Origin of the sequence: Corallococcus sp. AS-1-12 (genome assembly GCF_020036995.1) — a bacterium.
Lineage (GTDB): Bacteria > Myxococcota > Myxococcia > Myxococcales > Myxococcaceae > Corallococcus.
The window spans coordinates 308,131-327,107 of sequence record NZ_JAIQDD010000006.1; the positions used below are offsets into that span (position 1 = coordinate 308,131).

The following is an 18,977-nucleotide window of genomic DNA, read 5'->3' on the forward strand; positions in this document are numbered from 1 at the left end:
CCAACATGAAATGCATCGTCGCCGTGGCCGTGCTGGCCACCCTCCTGGGCACCCTGCCCGCCCTGGCCGCGCCGCCCGTTCCCGTGGAAGCCGGCAAGGTGTTCGTGGGCCCGCAGGGAGAACAGGTCGCCGTCGTTCCGCTCGCGCCCCGTGAGCAGAAGAAGTTCCTCCTGCGCGTCCAGGGCACGGGCTCCGCGCTGGACAACCTGGTCCTCCCCTACACGATGAAGGACTGGAGCAGCCCCAGCACGCTGCGCCACAACTACACGACCCAGTGGCACGGCAAGGACTACTCGCCGCTCATCATCGTGGGCAAGAACGCGGAGCTGCACTTCCCCGGCGGCCCCGGCAACGGCCTCGCCGTCCAGTACGACGAGGCGCGCTCCCAGAAGCTCAAGCCGGAGGAGGTCTACGCCCAGCACCAGCAGCAGACCCAGAGCGGCCAGCTCGCGAAGCTGATGGCCTTCGACCGCAAGGCGGAGGAGACCGTCCACGACACCGCCTACGCCGAAGCGCTCCAGGAGCTGAACACCGCCTGCGGCACCTCCATGGCGGGCGCCATCGACTGGAGCACCATCACCGAGCCCGTCCTCAAGGCCCAGAAGATCGCCCGCTACTGCGTCTCCCCTCTCACCGCGCTGAAGGCCCTGTGCGACGTCTCCGAGGAGGCCCGGAGCACCGTGAAGGCCCGCCTGAAGCAGATGGACTGCCGCTTCGGCGCCGCGCTGGAGCCCGCGCTGCAGGGCGACCGCTTCGTGTGGACCACCACCCCGGAGGCGAGCCAGCAGGAGAAGGCCGCCACCCGCTACTTCAAGAAGCACCTCTAGGCCCGCGCACCATGCTCTTCCAACGCATCCTCCCCGTGGCCGTGCTCCTCGCCGCCAGTCCCGCCGCCGCCGTCGAGCCGCCGTGGGGCAAGGCGGAGAACCTGGGCCAGCGCATGCTCCTGGAGGCCACCGCCGTCTGCACCGACGGCCGGGGCCACTACGTCGTCTCCGTGCCCCGCGAGGACACGGACGAGCTGGAGGACCAGCTCTACTACGGCGACGGAAAGGCGCTGGTCGTGGTGCCGCGCCCCCGCTCCCGGAACCTCTCCGCCACCACCTTCCTGGATCCGCGCTTCTTCAACCCCAACGGGACCGCCGACTACGACGGCGTGGACCTGCGCGTGCACTCGCGGCTCTCCGTGGACACGAAGGAGCGCACCTGCGCCCTGCGCTGCGGCGAGCGCAAGGTGGCGCTGGAGATGCTCCCCGGCGCCCAGGCGCGGGAACTCCTGCGCAAGGCCACCTACGTGCCCAACCCGCAGAAGTTCGTCCCGCACGCGCTGCTGCGTGATTCAGAGGGCACGTACTACTACGTGGACAAGGGCTTCACGCCCGCGGAGTCCCGCAACTTCCGCGTGTTCATCGGGCCGCGAGGCGACCTGAAGCCGCAGAAGATGACCAACGTGGTCGCGGACTCCGAGGGGGAGATCTTCACCACCAAGAAGGGCCAACTGCGGCTCGTCATCGACCGCGCGCAGAAGCCCATCTGGATCGAGAAGGCGCGCAAGGAGGTGGAGCTGCGCAACGTCCCCGTGGAGCAGAACCTGCCCCTCATCTACAACGAGCTGGGCGTCTACACGGGCATCCGGCTGGGCACGCCCTGCGACGATCAGTAGCGGGCGGCCCCGCTAGACGCGCACCAGCAGCGCCATCTGGTGCGCGCCAATGCCCAGGCCGACCATCACCAGGTACTTCGTGCGCAGCTCGCGGCGGAACCGGGCCAGCGTCACCGGGATGGACGCGTGCACCATGTTCCCGTACGCCTCGAAGGTGTCCAGGTACTCGCGCGGGCGGATCTCCTGGGCCCAGTGGTCCATCAGCTTGCGCGTGGCCTGGTGGGAGATGAGCGTCACGTCCTCGCGCGCCACGCCGTGCTTCGCGAGCAGCCGCTCCACCAGCCGGGGCGGCCCGTTCATCCCCGAGTTCAGGAACGCCTTCACGCCCGACGTGGGGGCAATCCCGTAGGTCGGGTACGCGAGGCCGGACTCCGGACGCGGGCCCATCATCATCGCGCCGTATTCGTCGCTGAAGGTGTCCGCGCCCCAGTCCACCAGCGTGAGCCCCTCGCCCGCGCCCACGACCACCGAGCCCGCTCCGTCGCCAATGCCAATGGCGTGGCCCTGCGTGTAGTCCACGTTGCGCGTCCACGCGGAGCCCACCGCCACCAGCGCGTGCCGGAGGCTGCCCGCGCGCAGGGCCTCCCAGGCCAGCACCACGCCCATCAGGAAGTTGGCGAAGTCCGCGTTCACCGGCACCACCAGCGTGCCCTGGGACAGGCCCAGCTCCCGGTGCACCGCGTACAGCTCGTTCGGCGCGATGAACTCCGACACCGACACGTAGCCGTACAGCCGCTCCACGTCCGAGGCCGTCAGCCCCGCGTCCTGGAGCGCGGCGGCGCCCGCCTTCGCGGTGAGCGCGGCCAGGGACTCGCCCGGGCCCAGCACCCGGCGCTCGCGGTTGCCGTAGAAGAGCGCGTGCTCCCCGCCACTCCCGGCGGCGCGGCGCAGCGGCTCGAACAGCGGGTCGTCGTTGCCGCGGACCTGCTCGGGGACCGCGGCGCCGACCCCCAGGAGCGCGAAGGTCGCGGCGGTCATGGGGGCTACTTCCCGTCCGACGCCACCGCGGCGAAGCGGTCGCCGTACGGAGGAACCTCGCGGTAGTCGATGTGCGCGACGATGACCTGCGGCTGGCCGGTCTCGTTCGCGCGGCGGAGCACCTCCGGCAGCAGCGCGTCCAACTGGCCGGGGGCGTTCACCGTGTAGGCGCGCGCGCCCAGCGACTCGGAGAAGGCCTTCAGGTCCGGGTTGCCCAGACCGTAGAAGTCGTCCTCCAGCGGCACCGAGCGGTCCTGCACGTGCTCGCCGTGGTTCACCATGCCCAGGAAGTTGTCGTTGAGGACGAGGGTCACCGTGCCCACGCGGTAGCGCGACGCGGTGAGCATCTCCGTGCCGTTCATCAGGAACGCGCCGTCACCCACGATGGCCACCGCGGAGCGGTCCGGCCGGCCCACCTTGCCGCCGATGACGGCGCCGCAGGACCAGCCCATGGACGACAGGCCGCACGGGTAGAAGATGCGCGCGGGGGGCGTGATGTGCAGCAGGTGCGACGTCCAACCCGTGCAGTTGCCCATGTCGATGTACAGGTCCATGTCCGGGCTCAGGTGCTTGTCGAGCTCCGCCATCAGGTCCTGCGGCTTCACCGAGTCCCGGGCCTGCGGGGCGCGCACGGCGGGCGCGGGCTCCGTCAGCGCCATCACCTGCGCCCAGCGCTCCTGCACGCGCGCGCCGCTGGACGGGCCAATCATCTGCCCCAGCTCCGCCAGGCCCGTCATCACCGAGCCCACGTCCGCCACGATGGGCAGCCGCACCGGCAGGAACTGGCCGATGTTGGAGGCGTTCACGTCCACCTGGATGACGTGGTGCACGGCCTGGAAGTAGCGGTGGAAGCTGCGGGAGGCCCACTCACCCAGGCGGCTGCCCAGCACCAGCATCACGTCCACGCCGTCGCGCAGGTACGCCTCCGCGCGCTTGCTGCCGGCCAGGCCCAGCACGCCCAGCGACAGCGCCTCGCGCTCGGAGAACAGCCCCTTGCCGCGCATGCTGGTGGCCACCGGGATGCCGTGCTGGGTGACGAACGCGGTGAACGCCTCGGCGTGCTCCGACATCGCCTCGCGCGCGCCCGAGCCCAGGAAGATGAGCGGGCGGCGCGCGGTGCGCAGCAGCGTGAAGGCGGCGCGCAGGTCCTCGAAGGGCGCGGTCGCCGGACGGGCGCGGAAGGCGCCGCGCGTGGTGGGGACGGAGGCGCGGTGGATGGGCTGGCGCGCGATGTTCGCCGGCACGCTGAGGTGCGCGGCGCCGCCCGGCAGGCCCTGCGCCGTGCGCATGGAGCGCGCCAGCAGCCGCTGGAAGCTCTGCGCGTCCGGAACGATGGTCGAGCTGGCGCACGCCTGACGGAACACCTCCACCGTGTTCACGCCGTGGGTGCTGCTGCTCTCCTGGATGGCCATCAGGCCCACGCGGTCCGTGGCCACGTTGCCGCTGATGGCCAGCATGGGCACGCCGTCCAGGTGCGCGGAGGCCACGCCCGTCAGCGCGTTGGTCGCGCCCGGGCCCGCCGTCACCATGCACACGCCCAGCTTGCCGGTGGCGCGCGCGTAGCCGTCCGCCATGAACGCCGCGCCACCCTCGTGCGACGCGATGATGAAGCGCATGGAGCGGTGCTTGCGCAGCGCCTGCTGGAACGGGGCGATGTTGCCGCCCGGGACGCCGAACACCGCGTCCACCTCCTCCGCCTCCAGGTGCGCGATCACGCAGTCGGCGACCGTCAGGTCCTCCACCGTCTTGAAGCCCCGCGCATTCACGTCCCCGTACATCGGGATCGGATCGCCGTGACGGGCCTCCAGCGCGTTCGCCTTCCCCGCGGCCTCGGTACGCAGCGCCTCGACGGGCACCTCGTTCCGCGGCGGGTTCGAAGTGGCGGCCTGGAGCTCAGCGAGCGAGGAGTTGGACATTGAAGGACGTCTCCAAGGCCCCGGAACCCGTGAGGTTCGACGCTGCGACCGCGTCGTTTCGCTGCCACCGAGTCCGGGGGGACCTCGATGTCTGTGACAGTGTTGCGGGTGTGCTGGAAAACTGCATCCCCTTAATAGCGGAGAAGCGAGCGACTGTGAAGTAAAATCAGTGGAAAGTTCGCCTGACGCTGGATTCTCAGACTCCGTGACGACTACCACGTTTACCGAGGGACGTCTTCATCTTCACGGGGAGGACGGGGCTCGCGCGCGTACGCAGGCGAGGCGGGGGTGGATCCACGCACGTGCTGACTGGGGTAGGCTCACGGGCACGCTGCCATCCGCCCGGATTCGCACGGGAGTGGCGCGCGCACCGCAATCAACGTGGGGGTTGTCATGGCTGAGAATCTGCGGACGGAGTACGGGTACCGGATCAATGCGCCGGGCTACATCACCCCTGCCGAGGCCAAGGTCTGGTTCGAGGACCTTCGCGCCAAGGTGGCGCTGAAGCGCGGGCGGCCCTTCGGGCTGATGGTGGACATCCGCAGCCAGAAGGCGAACCCGCCGGAGACCCAGGAGATCATCAAGCAGGCGATGGGCTGGCTCCGGCAGAACGGCATGGTGCGCTCGGCGGTGGTGCTCGACAGCACCGTGGCCCGCCTGATGATGGTGCGCATGGCCAAGCAGAGCGGCGTGTACGAGTGGGAGCGCTACATCGACGCGTCGAAGGACACGGACTGGGAGCACAAGGCGATCGACTGGATCACGAACGCCACCGAGCCGTCGAAGGAAGAGGACGCCGCGGCCTGAGGTCCGTCCCCGGGTGATGGCGGTGGCAGCCTCCCGTTGAGTGAGGCCCACCGCCTCCCCTGCCCCTTCGCGGGCACTGTTCCCCCTCTACCTGCCAGGTCCTGTCCGTGATTCCCGGGTCCCCGCGGACGCCAGGCTGGTTGAGGGCGGTCCTGCTCCTCCTCGCCGGAGTCCTGGGGCTGCGCTGCGCCGCCCCGTCACCGCCGCGTGGCGCCGCGCGGGCCGGCAGCTCCCTGTCAGCGGTTTCCTCCCCTGCCCCCACGGCGAAGGTGTTGCGGGTGCGCGTGTACGCGGACGTGGACCACCGTGCGCGGAGCCTCCACTGGGAGCGGGGCGTCGCCGGGTGGCTCCAGCGCGCGAGCGGGTCCGTGCGCGGCCCCCTGGGCGTCACGTTCGAGCTGGAGTCCACGCGGGCGTGGGAGCGGCGTGGCTCGGACGGTCCGCTGGAGCCGGTGCTGGCTGCGCTGGAGGAGATGGACGCGGGCGAGGACGTGGACCTCGTCGTGGGCCTGGTGGCGGCGCCCGCGACGTTCAGCGGCGCGCAGCATGAGCTGGGCTTCGCGCGCGTGCTGGGACGGCACTGCGTGCTGCGCGGCCTGGGCGGAGCGCTGCCGGGGGAGGCGCGGCAGCGGCTGGAGGTGGCGGTCCTGCTGCACGAGTGGGCCCACACCCTGGGCGCGCCGCACGTGCGCGACGGACGGGGGTGGATGTCCCCGAAGTACGACGCGGGCCAGACGGGGTTCGACGCGCGGACGCTCGCGCTGCTGGGCGCGGGGCTGAGGCACCTGCCCGGCGCCCGCGTGGAGCTGGAGGCGCAGAAGGCCTGGGCCCGGGAGCTGCGCGCGGCGGTGGAGGCGATGACGGGCCCGGCGTGGGAAGGGCCCGAGCGGGACTTCCTCCTGGAATGGACGGAGCGGGTGCGCGCCTCCGGGGTCGTGCTGGGGCCGGAGGGCACGCCCCGCTCGCTGGCGCCGCTGGAGCGGCAGCGGCTGGCGGAGGTCATCGCCCTGGAGAAGGCGGGCCGGCCGGACGTGGCCGCGGAGGCCCTGGAGCCGCTGGCCGTGCGGCACCCGCAGAACGAACGCGTGCAGTTGCTGGCGTGCTACCTCGCCGTGCACCTCACCCCGGGAATGGACGCCACGCGTGAGCGCTGCGAGCGGGCCATCGCGCGGTTTCCCCGCGAGCCCTCCCTGCGCATGAACGTCGCGCTGCTCCACCTGCACGCGGGCCGCTTCGACGAGGCCCGCGACAGCCTGGTGGCGGCGAGGACGAACCTGGAGGCCCGGGCGGACGTGGAGCCCGCGCAGTGGGCGGACCTGGCGGCGCTCTTCCTCCGGGCCCACTGCGTGACGTGGGCGGAGGAGACCGCGGCGCGCGCGCGGGGGCTGGCGGCCTCCGAGGCCGTGCTGGACCAGGCGGCCCGTCTTCGAAGACAGGTGGCGCTGCCGGCCCTGTTGGATGGGGGCACGTCCGTCGTCGAGCCCGCGCGCGAGGGAGCCCTGGTGCGCGCGGTGTCCGACGTCGAGGCGCTGCTGCATGCCGGCTCCTCGGGGCCCGCGCGCGAGCGCATCGCCGCGCTGGCGCGGGCGTATCCGGCGAGCCCCTCCGTCACGCTCCTGCAGTGCGAGCTGCACCTGCTCCAGGGGCGCCTGGGCTCCGCGCGCACCGCCTGCGAGCGGGTGCTCGCGGTCCGGGAGGACGCGGTGCAGGCCCACCTGCTGCTCGCCGTGCTGGCGACAAACACCCGTGCGCATGCGCGCGCGCGCAAGCACCTGGAGCGGGTCATCGCCCTGGAGCCCTCGCGCACGGAGGCGTGGCACCTGCTCGCGCGCGAGTACCGGGGCACCCGCCAACTGAAGACGCTCCAGGCCCGCTACCGCGAACAGTTCGCGCGCGACCTGCCGTGAGGCGCGGGCCTACGTCGCGACGGACGCGCGCCAGGCGTCCTCGAGCAGCGCGAACAGCATGATGTCGTTGAACCCGCCCCCGTTCCCGTCGGCCTGGTAGCCGCGCATCACGCCCTCCTGCTGGAAGCCCGCGCGCGTCAGCGCCTTGGACGACGCGCTGTTGCGAGCGTTCACCATGCCCTCGATGCGGTGGAGGTTCAGGTGCTCGAAGCCGAAGCGGACCAGCGCGGGCAGGATGACCGTCATCACGCCCTTCCCCCACAGCGGGCGCGCCACCATGTAGCCCACCTCCGCGCGGCGGTCCTTCTGGCTCCAGTTGAAGAGGGTCAGGTAGCCCTGGGGCGCCGGGTCGTCTCCCTTCGACAGCACCCAGCGGATGCCCTTGCCCTGGCGCATCGCCTCCAAGTCGCCGGTCAGCTTCTGGTGCAGCGTCTCCCGGAGCACGGGCACGGTGAAGTTGAGGCTCCGCGCCACGTCCGGATGGGAGTACAGCGCGATGACGCCGTCCATGTCCTCGGGGGTGAAGACGCGCACCCGGTACGGCGCGGGGACGGCGGGCAGCGGCAGCGTGACGTAGGAGGACATGGACATGCGGTGCGGGCCCCGTGCGGTAGGGACAGGAGCACCCTACCGGGTGGACGCCATCCCCGCCATGGCGCTGGCGTGTTCACGCCTCCCTCAGCAGCCGGCGCCGTTCGCGCAGGACGTCGCGGAGCGGATCCCACTCCCCCCGGGCCCAGGGCAGCACCTCGTCCACCATGGCGCGGTGGAGCAGGGCCAGCGCCTCGTCGGCCGTGCGGCTCCGGGTGAGCGTGGAGTCCCGCCACCCCTCGTCCACGGTCATGCAGGCTCCGCTGCGCAGCGCCCGGTACGCCGCGAAGGCGCACGCCGCCAGCAGGTGCTCCGGCTGACGGGGCTTGAGGCCGGTGAAGCCCACGACCCGCCTGGCGGCGTCCGCCACCATCAGCGTCGCGGCATGCAGGCACCACGCCGCGTTGAACAGCTCCGGCGGCAGGAGCTGACTGGGGACGAACAAGCCGATCTCCATCGCCCTGCGCTGGTGCTCCTCGTCCGGCGCGAGGACCCACTCCTCCAGCGCGAGGAGGGTCGACCGGGCGCCGTCGTTCTCCGGACCATGCCTGTCCCAGAGGCGCGCCGCGACGCGCGCCACCGCCACGCACAGCCGGACCTCCTCCTCCTGGCTCAGCGCCCCCAGCGACTCCACCCAGGCCTCCAGCCGGGCGGAGTCCGGGTGCTCCGCGGCCACCGGCAGCGGCCCCTGCCCCGCGAGCGCCAGGGCCAGCCGCGGCGAGCCCGGCCCCGGGGTCCGCGCCTCCGCGGGCAACGGGGCGCCCCGGACGATGGCGTCCGCCACCGACTCGGCGTGGACCCGCATCCGCCAGGAGAAGGGGTCGCCATGTCCCCGCGTCTCGGCGTGCGCCACCACGCGCCGCAGCAGGCCCGCCGCGGGCCGGGCCCCCGCGCCCAACCCCGCGAGCAGGTGGAGCGCGAAGAGCCCCAGCCGCGCCCCATCCCGGTCGTTCGGAGGGAGGCCCACCAGCCCTCGCGCCGCCTTGTCCAGCAGGGGCAGCGCACGCGACGGAGACAGCCAGGACAGCACCTGGAGCACGACGACGCGGCTCTCGTCGTCCAGCACCACCTGCTCCTCCAGCGCGTGAAGCACCTCCTCGGACGCCGTGGCGCACCGGCCCAGCAGGCGCAGCGCGGAGCGGCGGACGCAGGGGCTCTCGTCCGACAGCCGCCCCAGGGCTTCTCGCGGCACGTCGTCCGGGACGGGGCCGTCCAGCGTCGCCAGCGCGTCGAGCGCCGTCGCTCGCGCCTGCCACTGCGTCCTGTCGTGGCAGGCCTCCAGCAACAGCCGCACCGCGAGCCGGGTGGGCCGGGGACGCAGGGACACCAGGGCCCGCAGCGCCTGGCGCTGGACCCGGGCGCTCCGCCGGGACAGGAGCCCCAGCACCGCGGGCACCGCGCACCGGGGCGGTGGGCTCGGGGCCATCAACGCCTCGAGCACGTTCAAGCGGATGTTCGCGTCCGCGGACTGCTTCTCCGCCAGTTGGGGCGTCGCCAGCACCTCCAGCAGCGCGGGCACCGCCCCCAGGCCGATGGCCCGCAGCGCCTCGTGCGCGTCGTACGTCGCTCCCCTGCGCAGCCTCCCCTGCGCCACCAGCTCCGCCACCCACTCGCGGGGCGTGCGGCCCTCGTGCCGGAAGCCCGAGCGCACCATCAGCGCGTCCAGGCCGCGCAGCGAAGCCAGGTCGTCTCCGGAGGCACGCCGCCGGGCCTCCGCCAGTGCGTCACCCATCACGGCTCCCTACTCCGCGCGCATCGCCTCCACTGGATCCAGCCGCGCCGCGCGCGACGCCGGGTAGATGCCGAAGACGAGCCCCACGCCACAGCTCATCCCCAGCGACAGCGCCACGGCCCACGCGGGCACGCTCATGGGGAACAGCAGCACCCACTTGCCCAGGAAGACGAACCCGAAGCCCAGGCCCAGCCCCAGCACCCCGCCCACGAGCGACAGCATCACCGCCTCCGTGGCGAACTGGCCCAGGATGCGGCGGCGGCGCGCGCCCAGCGCCTTGCGGATGCCAATCTCCCGCGTCCGCTCCGTCACCGACATCAGCATGATGTTCAGGATGCCGATGCCGCCCACCACCAGCGACAGCAGGCACACGCCCACGCCCGCGAACGCGATGACCTGGGACAGCTCGTTGAAGGACGCCGTCATGGACTCGTTGGTGTGCACCTCGAAGTCGTTCGGCTCCTGCGGCGTCAGGCCCCGGCGGCGGCGCATCAGGTTCACCACCTCGTCCTGCGCCTTCTGGAAGGACGCCCCGTCACGCGCCTGGATGTCGATCTCCACCGAGCGGTTCTTCCCGTAGAACTGCTGGAACGCGCGCATGGGCACGATGGCCTGGTTGTCCTGGCTGGCCATCCCCATGACGCTGCCGCGCTTCTGCAGCACGCCAATCACCTGGAACGGCCGGCCCTGCAGCCGCACCTCGGAGCCCACCGGGTTCATGCCCGGGAAGAGCGTGTCCGCCAGGTCCACGCCAATGACCATCACCGGGCGGCCATCCAGCGTCTCCGTCTCGTTGAAGAAGCGGCCGGTCGACACGACGACGCCGCTCGTCTCCAGGTACGTGGGCTCCGTGCCCAGGACGCTCACCGAAGGGGGCGTCTCCCGGAACGCCGTGGTCAGCTTCTTGCCCCACTCCTGGGCCGTGGGCGTGGCCGCCCCCACCGAGGGACAGGACTCCACGATGGCGCGCACGTCGTCGCCGAGCAGGTCCTTGCGCTTGGCGTACTTCGCCCAGTTGATGCGGCCGAAGCCGGTGGGCCACTTCGTCACCTCGAAGGTGTGCGCGCCCAGGCTGCCCAGGTTCTTGTTCACCTGTTCGCGCAGGCCTTCAATCAGGGCCATCATCGTGATGACGGTGGCCACGCCGATGACGATGCCCACCAGCGTCAAGAGCGAGCGCAGCGGGTTGCCCAGGAACGTGCCGAGCGCCAGCCGCAGGTTGTCCAGGAAGGCCCGCATCGCCTTATTCGTAGCGGAGCGCTTCCACCGGGTCCAGCTTCGCCGCCCGCGCGGCCGGCCAGATGCCGAACAGCAGGCCCACCAGCGCCGCGAACGCCACCCCGCCCACCACCGTGCTCGGGCGCACGTCCGCCGCCAGCGGCGTCACCAGGGACACGATCTTCGCCGTGCCCAGCCCCACCGTCGTCCCCAACAGGCCCCCCACCGCGGACACGCTGGAGGCCTCCATCAGGAACTGGAGCACGATGGTCCGCTGACGCGCGCCCAGCGCCCGGCGGACCCCTATCTCCCGCGTCCGCTCCCGCACCGACACCAGCATGATGTTCATGATGCCGATGCCGCCCACCAGGAGCGTGATGAGGCCCACGCCCGTGGCCACCGCGTAGAGCGCGCCGGTGAGCTGCTCGTACGTCGCCGCGAGCGAGTCCGTGCGGTTGACGTTGAAGTCGTCCGGCTGGCCCGGCGGCGTCGCGCGCACGCGCCGCATGATGCCCACCAACTGGTCCTCCACCTTCGCCATCCGCCCCGCGTCCGCCACGGCGATGGCGATCTGCATGGGCCGCCCCTTGCCGAAGTGCGAGTTGAAGGTCTTGAAGGGCATGAACACGGACAGGTCCATGTTCTCCGCCACGACCTTCCCCTTGCGCCCCAGCGTGCCCACCACCTGGAAGGGCCGCCCGTCGATGCGCACCGTCTGCCCCAGCGGGCTGATGCTGGGAAAGAGCGAGGCGGCCACGTCCGCGCCCAGCACCGCCACCGCCCGGTTCACCTCTTCGTCCGCGCGGGTGAGGAAGCGTCCGGACACCACCTCGTAGTTGCCGATGGCCTGGTAGTCGCTCCACACGCCGTTGATGCGCACGTTGGAGACCTGGAGGGCGCCGTGCGCCACGTCCGACATGCGCATCACCGCCGGGGAGATGGCGGTGATGAAGTCCGCCTGGGCGCGCAACTGCGCCACCTGCTCCAGCGTGAAGTTCTTGCGGTTGCGGTACATCCACCAGTTGCCCTTGATCATCCAGGGGTACTTGGAGATGAAGACCGTGTTCGCCCCCAGCGTGGCCAGTTGCTTCTCGAAGGACGAGTTGAGCCCCTGGATGATGCCCACGATGGCGAGCAGCGTGGCCACGCCGATGCCGATGCCCAGCGTCGTGAGCACCGTGCGCATCCGGTTCGCCTGGAGGGAGAACACCGCGATGCGGACCCCCTCCAGCACGTCCACGCGGAAGCGCTGCCGCAAGCTCATGCGGTGCCCGCCTGCGGCCCAACGCCGTGCCCGCCGCCCAGCGCCACCTCCGGCCCCGGCCCGTCCGCGACGATCTGCCCGTCGCTCAACCGGATGGCCCGGGGACACCGCGCGGCCAGCTTGGGCTCGTGCGTGACGAGCACCAGCGTGTGGCCCGCGCGGTGCAGTTGTTCGAACAGCTTGACGATCTCCTCGCCGGTGGCCGAGTCCAGGTTGCCCGTGGGCTCGTCCGCCAGGAGCATGGACGGCTCCGACACCAGCGCCCGCGCGATGGCCACGCGCTGGCGCTGACCGCCCGACAGCTCGTTGGGCCGGTGGTGCATGCGGTGCGTGAGCTGCACCTTGTCCAGCGCCGCCTTCGCCCGCTCGCGCCGCTCCTTCGCGCCCATCCCCCGGTACACCAGCGGCAGCTCCACGTTGGCGAGCGCCGTCTCCCGGGGAAGCAACTGGAACGTCTGGAAGATGAAGCCGATCTCCACGTTGCGGATGACGGCCAGGTCGTCGTCGTCCATGCGCGACACGTCCTTGCCGTTGAGCATGTAGCGGCCGCTCGTGGGCGTATCCAGGCAGCCCAGCACGTTCATGAGCGTGCTCTTGCCGGAGCCGGACTGGCCGATGATGGCCACCCACTCCCCCCGATTGATGCCGAAGGACACGCCCCGCAGCGCGCGCACCTCTTCACCGCCCACGAAGAAGGCGCGCGTGAGCTCCTCCACCTGGATGAGGGGCCCCGCGTCCGGTGCAGGGGCCGACGTCACGACTTGCCCTTCGCCGCGGCCTTCTCCGGCTCGCGCACCACGTCCCCGTGGGACAGCTCCTTGGACAGCGTGCGGTAGGGGCCCTCCACCACGCGGTCCCCGACCTGCAGGCCCTCCAGCACCTCCAGCTCCGTGTCGGAGGCGATGCCGGTGCGCACGCGGCGCACCTGGGCCTTGTTGTCGCTGTCCACCACGAACACGACCTTGGCCAGCGCCTCCGTGCGGCGCTTCGCGGTGAGCGACGTGCCCTCCACCGGCGCCTGGTAGTCCGGCAGCGAGCGCTCCGCGCGCACCGTGACGGCCTGGATGGGCACCAGCACCGCGTCGTTGTGCGTCTCCGCGCTGATGCGCGCCTCGGCGCTCATGCCGGGGAGCACGCCCGGCGGACGCGCGTCCAGGGCGACGGTGATGGGGAAGCTCGTCACCTCGGCCTCCGTGCCCGGGTTCTTGATGGTGGCCTTCTGGGCGATCTCCACCACGGTGCCGGTGAAGGACTGGCCCTCCAGCGCGTCCAGCGTCACCTCCGCGGGCTGGCCGTACTTCAGGTGGACGACCTCGTGCTCACCCACCTCGAACTTCACCTCCATCTGGTTGAGCGCGGCGATGGTCATCACCACGTCCTCGGAGAAGTCGGAGCCGCGCACGCGCTCGCCCACCTCACGCGACAGCTCGATCACGTTGCCGTCGATGGGGGACAGGAGCGTGGTGCGCGCCAGGTCCGTGGAGGCCTGCTCCAGCACGGCGCTGCTCTGGGCCACGCGCTGCCGGGCGGCCGCGAGGCGCGCCTCGGCGGTGTCCGTCACGGCCTGGGCCTGCTCCACCTCCGCGGCGGACGCGAGCCCCTTCTCCGCGAGCCCCTTCACGCGCCCCAGCTCCGCGCGCTGGCGCGCGGTCTCCACCTCCGCCACCTGGACCTCGGAGCGGGCCGCGTCGCGCGACGCGGTGGCCTGCTTCACGGCCGCCTCGTAGTAGCGCTTGTCGATCTGCCCCAGCACCTGCCCCTTGGTGATGGCGTCTCCGTCCTTCACCTTGAGGGAGACCAGGTCTCCGGACAGGTTGGAGGAGATCTTCACGGTGGTGGCCGCCTGCACCTTGCCCGCGCCGGTGATGGTGCGGGTGATGGTGCCCTTGCGGGCCTTGGCCATCTGGACCTCCTGCGTCGGGGGCGGCCGGTCCCGCAGGCCGCCCACGGTGATGGCCACCGCTCCAAGCAACAGCGCGCCGGCGATTGCCGCCTTCCACCACGTCATTGTGAGTCTCCCGGGTTCAGCGTGCCCATGGCCCGGAACAGGGCATAGCGGGCGATTTCGACATCGATGCGGCTCTGGAGCAACACCAGCTCCGCCTGGGTCAACTTGAGCTGCGCGTCCCGCACGTCCAGCGTGGAGCCGGCGCCCGCGCGGAAGCGCTCCTCCGCCAGCGCCAGGCCCTGCTGGGCGACCGCGCGGTTGTCCGTCGCGAGCTTCGCGGAGGCGATCTGCCCCTCCAGCACCTGGTGGGCGCGGCGCACCTCCGCCTCCAGCTCCCGCGCCGTCTGCGCGAACGTCAGCTCCGCCTTGCGGATGTTGACCTGGGCGCGCGCGGACTGGGCGTTCGTGTTGAAGCCGTTGAACAGGTCCCACGTCAGGTTGATGCTACCGTTGAAGATGTTGCCGTAGCCGGGCTCGCTGAAGAACGGGCCCGGGGCCTGGCTGTTGTGCGAGTACCGCGCGGACAGGCCCACGCGGGGGATGTAGTCACCCTGCACGATGGCCCGCTGGAGTTCCGCCACGCGCACGCGCTGCTGGAGCGCCTTGAGCAGGGCGCGGTGCTCGCGGGCCTGCTTGAGGGCGTCATCCAGGGCGGGCGCCGGCGCGGGCTCCTGCTGGAACACGCCGGGGTCCACCGCCTGGAGCAGCTCCGTGCCGGGGCGCGCCAGCCACACGGCCAACTGCACCTGGTCCGCCACCAACTGGTTCTGGCGCTGCACGACGTTGATGCGGTCGTTGCCCAGGTTGACCTGCGCGGCGATCTCCTCGGACTTGCCCACGCGGCCCGCGGTGAAGAGGGCGCGCGCGCGCTCCAGTTGCTCCTCGCTGCGCTGCGCGGTCGCCTTGAGCACGTCCAGCGAGGCCTGCGACAGGAAGAGGTTGAAGAAGCGGCGGATGGCCTCCAGTTCGGAGGTGTCCGCCTCTTCAATGGACTGGTTGCGCGTGGCGTCCACGTTGACGCCGGCCTGCTCCAGTTGCTTCCAGAGACCGCGGTTGTAGATGACCTGCGACACGCCCAGGGACGCGAAGTAGCTGTCCGCCGTGTTGGAGGTGGCCACCACCTCCCGCGTGACGGTCTCCGTCTCACTGATGGGGACGGTGAAGACCTGCCGTCGCTGGCCCACGTAGTCCAGGCTGGGGCCCAGGTTGAGCTGCACCTGGGGCAGGAGTCCGGAGCGCGCCACGCGCTGGTCCTCCTGGGCCACGGCGACATCCAGCGCGGCCTGGAGCGCCTGGGTGTTCTTGCGGCCCAGTTGGCGCGTCTCCTCCAGCGTGATGGGCGTGGCGGTGAGCAGCGTCGCGACGAAGAGGAAGGCGCTCATCGGCCACCTCCCGCCGGCAGGCCAATGAAGAAGACACCCACGTACATGAGGTACATCACCCCGATGAGCAGCAGCGAGCGCCCCAGGCGCATGCCGGTGGCGGTGGAGAAGCCCACGCCCAGCAGGCCCACGCTCCACAGGTTGAAGAAGTCCACGCCCTTGAGCACGCGCTGCATCTTCGGCGACAGGCCTTCCAGCAGGGCCAGGCTGGAGGGCACGAGCCGCTCCGCGCGCAGGTCGGTGAGCGAGTGCTGGTAGGCCGCGCACACCGCGTAGATGAGGTGGTACAGCGCGATGGGCAGCAGCGCCACCGCGGCGGCCGCCATCAACTGCCCGAAGACCGCGGGCTTGTTGAAGAGCCAGGCCGCGACCCAGAGGATGCACGCGAGCAGCAGCACCATCAGGGGCATCACGATGAGCCCCTTGGCGATGCCGCCCACCAGCGCCTTGCGCGACGCCGTTTGAATCTGCTCGGCGATGTCGGACTCGGAGACGCTGGACGCGGTCGAGTCCGTGGGCAGGGCGCTCACGATGGAGGCGGTGGCGTCCCAGCGCAGCGCGTAGGCGGTGCCGGAGATGGCGACGCAGAAGGCGAGGATGAGGAGGGGCCACAGCCAGCGCCGGGCCTCGACGGCGGCGCGCGTGCCCCCAAGGGGGTCCACGAAGACGCGCGCCGGTTGAGCTAGGGAGGTCATAGGGATGGGGTCTCAGGGCGGTCTACGCAGCCCTCCCGGAGTGATTGCCCGGTCCCTTGAATTGAGTCGGGAAACGGGCGGGCAGCCAAACGAAATCCGGCCGCGCCCCAAGGTTTATCCTGCCTTGCATCCATCCTGTAGCGGTCTGTAGCCTAAATTTTGCGGCGGAGCGGCGGACGGTGTATTCCGCTCGGCTGGACGCTTGCCGGAGCATGAATGGTCGACAGCACGGATCTCGCCCAGGTTCTCCATGAGGCGCATGACATCGCCCGCAGCGTCGCCCAGAAGCCCACGTCGGCCCACGTGTTGCTGGCGCTCTTCACGGTGGAGAACCGTGCCCAGCTCCTCCTGAAGGAGAAGGGCGTGGACGAGGACGCGCTGCTCCAGCTCATCACGGAGGCCCCGGCGGAGACGGGCAACGTGGTGCAGGAGCTGACCGCGCGCGCCCGCGAGCTGGCCAGCACCTTCCGGGCGGGCGAGGCGGACTGTCTGCACCTGCTCATCGCCATCATCCGCAAGCGCTGCGCCGCGAGCGACCTGCTGGGGCGCACGGGGCTGGACCTCATCTCCCTGTCCAACACGGCGCTCGCCTATTCCACCAGCGGTGGCCTGCCGCGCCGGCTCCAGCCGGGCTATGGCCAGGCGGTGGCCACGCGCGCGCCGGTGAGCCGTCCGGTGGGCGCGCCGCCGTCTCCCCTCCCCTCCTCCACGTTCGCGCTGAGCGTGCCGCGTCCGGCCGCCCCGCCGGCTCCGGTGATGACGCCCCCGGTGACGACCCCGCCGCCGGCCGCGCGCACGACGCCCGCGCTGTCGCCGCGAGACCTCATCGACGTGGACGAGGACGACGTGACGCAGGACGCCGCCGCGGAAGCCCCGCCTCCGCCGACGCCGCGCCTGGCGCCGCCGGCCCCGGTGGCTCGCGCGACGCCTCCCGCTCCGCCCGTGGCCTCCCCTGCTCCGGTGGCCCGTCCGTCCGCGCCGCCCGCGCAGGCCAAGGGGCAGCCGCTGACGCTGGACGCCAAGGCGTTCCCGATGCTCACGTCGCTGGGCCGCAACCTGAGCCAGGCCGCGCGCGAGGGGAAGCTGGATCCGGTGGTGGGCCGCGCGCGGGAGGTCGAGGAGGTCATCGACATCCTGGGCAAGCGCCGCACCAACAACCCGTGCCTGCTGGGCGAGCCCGGCGTGGGCAAGACGGCGGTGGTGGAGGGCGTGGCGCAGCGCCTCATGGGGCTGCGCGGCACGCTGGCGGAGAAGATCCTCGTCGAGCTGGACATGGCCACGCTGGTGGCGGGCACGCAGTTGCGCGGCTCGTTCTCCGAGAAGCTCAACGCGCTGAAGGAAGAGGTGCGGCGGGCCGAGGGGCGCGTGGTGGTCTTCATCGACGAGATCCACACGCTGGTGGGCGCGGGCTCCACGGGCGAGGGCCCCCAGGACGCGGCCAACGAGCTGAAGACGGCGATGGCGCGCGGCGAGTTCCCCTGCATCGGGGCGACGACGCACGACGAGTACCGCAAGTTCATCGCGGCGGACCCGGCGCTGGAGCGGCGCTTCACGCCGGTGGTGGTGAACGAGCCGTCGGTGCCGGAGACGGTGCAGATCCTCCAGGGCATCATCGGGCGCTACGAGGAGCACCACGCGCTGCGCTACCTGCCGGAGGCGCTGGAGGCCGCGGCGTCGCTGGCGAGCCGCTACGTGACGGACCGGTTCATGCCGGACAAGGCCATCAGCGTGGTGGACCTGGCGGGCAGCCGCTGCCACCGCGAGGGCAAGCACCGGGTGGACGCGGCGGACGTGGCGCGCGTGGTGGCGAAGCTGGCGGGGGTGCCGGAGGAGCGGCTCCTGATGAACGACTCCGCGCGGCTGCTCCGGCTGGAGAACGACCTGGCGGAGCGAGTGATTGGCCACGGCGACGCGGTGGTGCGGATCGCCCGGGTCATCCGCCGCAACTACGCGGGCTTCGCGTCGCGGCGCCCCATGGGCAGCTTCCTCTTCCTGGGCCCCACGGGCGTGGGCAAGACGGAGATGGCGCGGGCGCTGGCGGAGGTGCTGTTCGGCAACCGGGACGCGCTGGTGCGCCTGGACATGAGCGAGATGTCCGAGTCCCACGGCGTGTCGCGCCTCATCGGGTCGCCCGCGGGCTACGTGGGCTTCGGCGAGGGCGGGCAGCTCACGGAGCCGGTGCGCCGCCGGCCGTCCTCGGTGGTGGTGCTGGACGAGATCGAGAAGGCGCACCGCGAGGTGCAGATGCTGCTGCTCCAGGTGCTGGAGGAGGGGCGGCTGACGGACGGCAAGGGCCGGCACATCGACTTCTCGAACACGGTCATCGTGATGACCACGAACCTGGGCGCGGAGGCGTTCAGCCGCACGGGGCGCGCGGTGGGCTTCGGCGCGGCGGACGCGGCCGAGGGCAAGGCGCTGGACATGGCGTCGGACACGGCGCGCAAGGCGCTGCCGCCGGAGCTGTGGAACCGCATCGATGAGCGGCTGCCGTTCCGTCCGCTGGCGGAGCAGGAGGTGGCGAAGATCGCCACGCTCATCCTGGCGGAGAGCAGCAAGCGGCTCGCGACGGAGCGCGGCATCGTCTACACGGCGGGCACGGACGTGGTGGGTCACCTGCTCAAGTCGGGAGGCTTCGACCCGATGCTGGGCGCGCGGCCGATGCGTCAGGTGGTGCAGCGGCTGGTGGAGGGCCCCCTGGCGGAGCGCATCCTCTCCGGCGAGTTCGGCGCGGGAGACCGCGTGCGCGTCGCCGTGCAGGCCGGACAGCTCCAGTTCGCCCGGGACGCCGTCTGACAGCGGCGCGGCGAGGCCGGAGCACGCGGAGCGGCACTGCTCGCCCCGAGCCCGAGAATCCGGCGCGTCCACGCACGACGGGT

15 protein-coding genes are annotated in these 18,977 nt (G+C 71.7%); 5 read left to right on the top strand and 10 right to left on the bottom strand.

The annotated features are described in order from the left end of the window. The first annotated feature begins 5 nt into the window (after positions 1–5). Together K8556_RS12940 and K8556_RS12945 are read left to right on the top strand one after the other, a co-directional pair. On the top strand, positions 6–827 hold the full coding sequence (locus K8556_RS12940) for a hypothetical protein (protein WP_223740359.1): 822 nt from the start codon (positions 6–8) through the stop codon (positions 825–827). 11 nt (positions 828–838) lie between these two features. Further along, positions 839–1,663 (top strand): hypothetical protein, encoded by an 825-nt coding sequence (locus K8556_RS12945; RefSeq protein WP_223740360.1) that lies wholly within the window; start codon positions 839–841, stop codon positions 1,661–1,663. 12 nt (positions 1,664–1,675) lie between these two features. On the opposite strand, the gene K8556_RS12950 is transcribed toward K8556_RS12945, so the two are convergent. Both K8556_RS12950 and K8556_RS12955 read right to left on the bottom strand, forming a co-directional pair. After that, on the bottom strand, positions 1,676–2,641 hold the full coding sequence (locus K8556_RS12950) for a 3-oxoacyl-[acyl-carrier-protein] synthase III C-terminal domain-containing protein (protein ID WP_223740361.1): 966 nt from the start codon (positions 2,639–2,641) through the stop codon (positions 1,676–1,678). Positions 2,642–2,646: 5 nt separating this feature from the next. Further along, positions 2,647–4,557: a thiamine pyrophosphate-binding protein gene (locus K8556_RS12955; RefSeq protein ID WP_223740362.1), complete on the bottom strand. Its 1,911-nt coding sequence runs from the start codon at positions 4,555–4,557 to the stop codon at positions 2,647–2,649. A gap of 393 nt (positions 4,558–4,950) precedes the next feature. Here K8556_RS12955 and K8556_RS12960 point away from each other — a divergent pair, with 393 nt between their 5' ends. Both K8556_RS12960 and K8556_RS12965 read left to right on the top strand, forming a co-directional pair. Next, positions 4,951–5,364 carry a hypothetical protein gene (locus tag K8556_RS12960; protein WP_223740363.1) on the top strand — a complete coding sequence of 138 codons (414 nt, stop codon included), beginning with the start codon at positions 4,951–4,953 and terminating at the stop codon, positions 5,362–5,364. Positions 5,365–5,642: 278 nt separating this feature from the next. Beyond that, entirely contained in the window at positions 5,643–7,271 is a 1,629-nt protein-coding gene (locus K8556_RS12965) for a tetratricopeptide repeat protein (protein WP_223740364.1), read from the top strand. Between the two features lie 9 nt (positions 7,272–7,280). Here the strand turns inward: K8556_RS12965 and K8556_RS12970 are convergent, their stop codons facing one another. The 8 genes from K8556_RS12970 to K8556_RS13005 form a co-directional block, all read right to left on the bottom strand. Further along, on the bottom strand, positions 7,281–7,862 hold the full coding sequence (locus K8556_RS12970; RefSeq protein ID WP_223740365.1) for a GNAT family N-acetyltransferase: 582 nt from the start codon (positions 7,860–7,862) through the stop codon (positions 7,281–7,283). Positions 7,863–7,938: 76 nt separating this feature from the next. Next, complete coding sequence (locus K8556_RS12975; RefSeq protein WP_223740366.1) at positions 7,939–9,594, bottom strand: hypothetical protein; 1,656 nt, start codon at positions 9,592–9,594, stop codon at positions 7,939–7,941. A 9-nt stretch (positions 9,595–9,603) separates the two neighbouring features. Then, on the bottom strand, positions 9,604–10,833 hold the full coding sequence (locus K8556_RS12980; RefSeq protein ID WP_223740367.1) for an ABC transporter permease: 1,230 nt from the start codon (positions 10,831–10,833) through the stop codon (positions 9,604–9,606). Positions 10,834–10,837: 4 nt separating this feature from the next. Further along, positions 10,838–12,076, bottom strand: coding sequence for an ABC transporter permease (locus tag K8556_RS12985; RefSeq protein ID WP_223740368.1), 1,239 nt, complete (start codon positions 12,074–12,076; stop codon positions 10,838–10,840). Further along, on the bottom strand, positions 12,073–12,834 hold the full coding sequence (locus tag K8556_RS12990) for an ABC transporter ATP-binding protein (protein ID WP_370639916.1): 762 nt from the start codon (positions 12,832–12,834) through the stop codon (positions 12,073–12,075). Before K8556_RS12990 ends, K8556_RS12985 begins: the two co-directional genes overlap by 4 nt. Next, complete coding sequence (locus K8556_RS12995) at positions 12,831–14,084, bottom strand: efflux RND transporter periplasmic adaptor subunit (RefSeq protein ID WP_223740369.1); 1,254 nt, start codon at positions 14,082–14,084, stop codon at positions 12,831–12,833. The genes K8556_RS12990 and K8556_RS12995 overlap by 4 nt, the downstream gene beginning before the upstream one ends. Continuing rightward, positions 14,081–15,406 (bottom strand): TolC family protein, encoded by a 1,326-nt coding sequence (locus K8556_RS13000; RefSeq protein ID WP_223740370.1) that lies wholly within the window; start codon positions 15,404–15,406, stop codon positions 14,081–14,083. Before K8556_RS13000 ends, K8556_RS12995 begins: the two co-directional genes overlap by 4 nt. Beyond that, positions 15,403–16,068 (bottom strand): YIP1 family protein, encoded by a 666-nt coding sequence (locus K8556_RS13005; RefSeq protein WP_370639917.1) that lies wholly within the window; start codon positions 16,066–16,068, stop codon positions 15,403–15,405. Before K8556_RS13005 ends, K8556_RS13000 begins: the two co-directional genes overlap by 4 nt. Positions 16,069–16,317: 249 nt before the next feature. Between K8556_RS13005 and K8556_RS13010 the strand changes: the two genes are divergently transcribed. Further along, the gene (locus K8556_RS13010) at positions 16,318–18,894 is read left to right on the top strand and encodes an AAA family ATPase (RefSeq protein WP_223740372.1); all 2,577 of its coding nucleotides are present in this window, start codon (positions 16,318–16,320) and stop codon (positions 18,892–18,894) included. Positions 18,895–18,977: the final 83 nt, after the last annotated feature.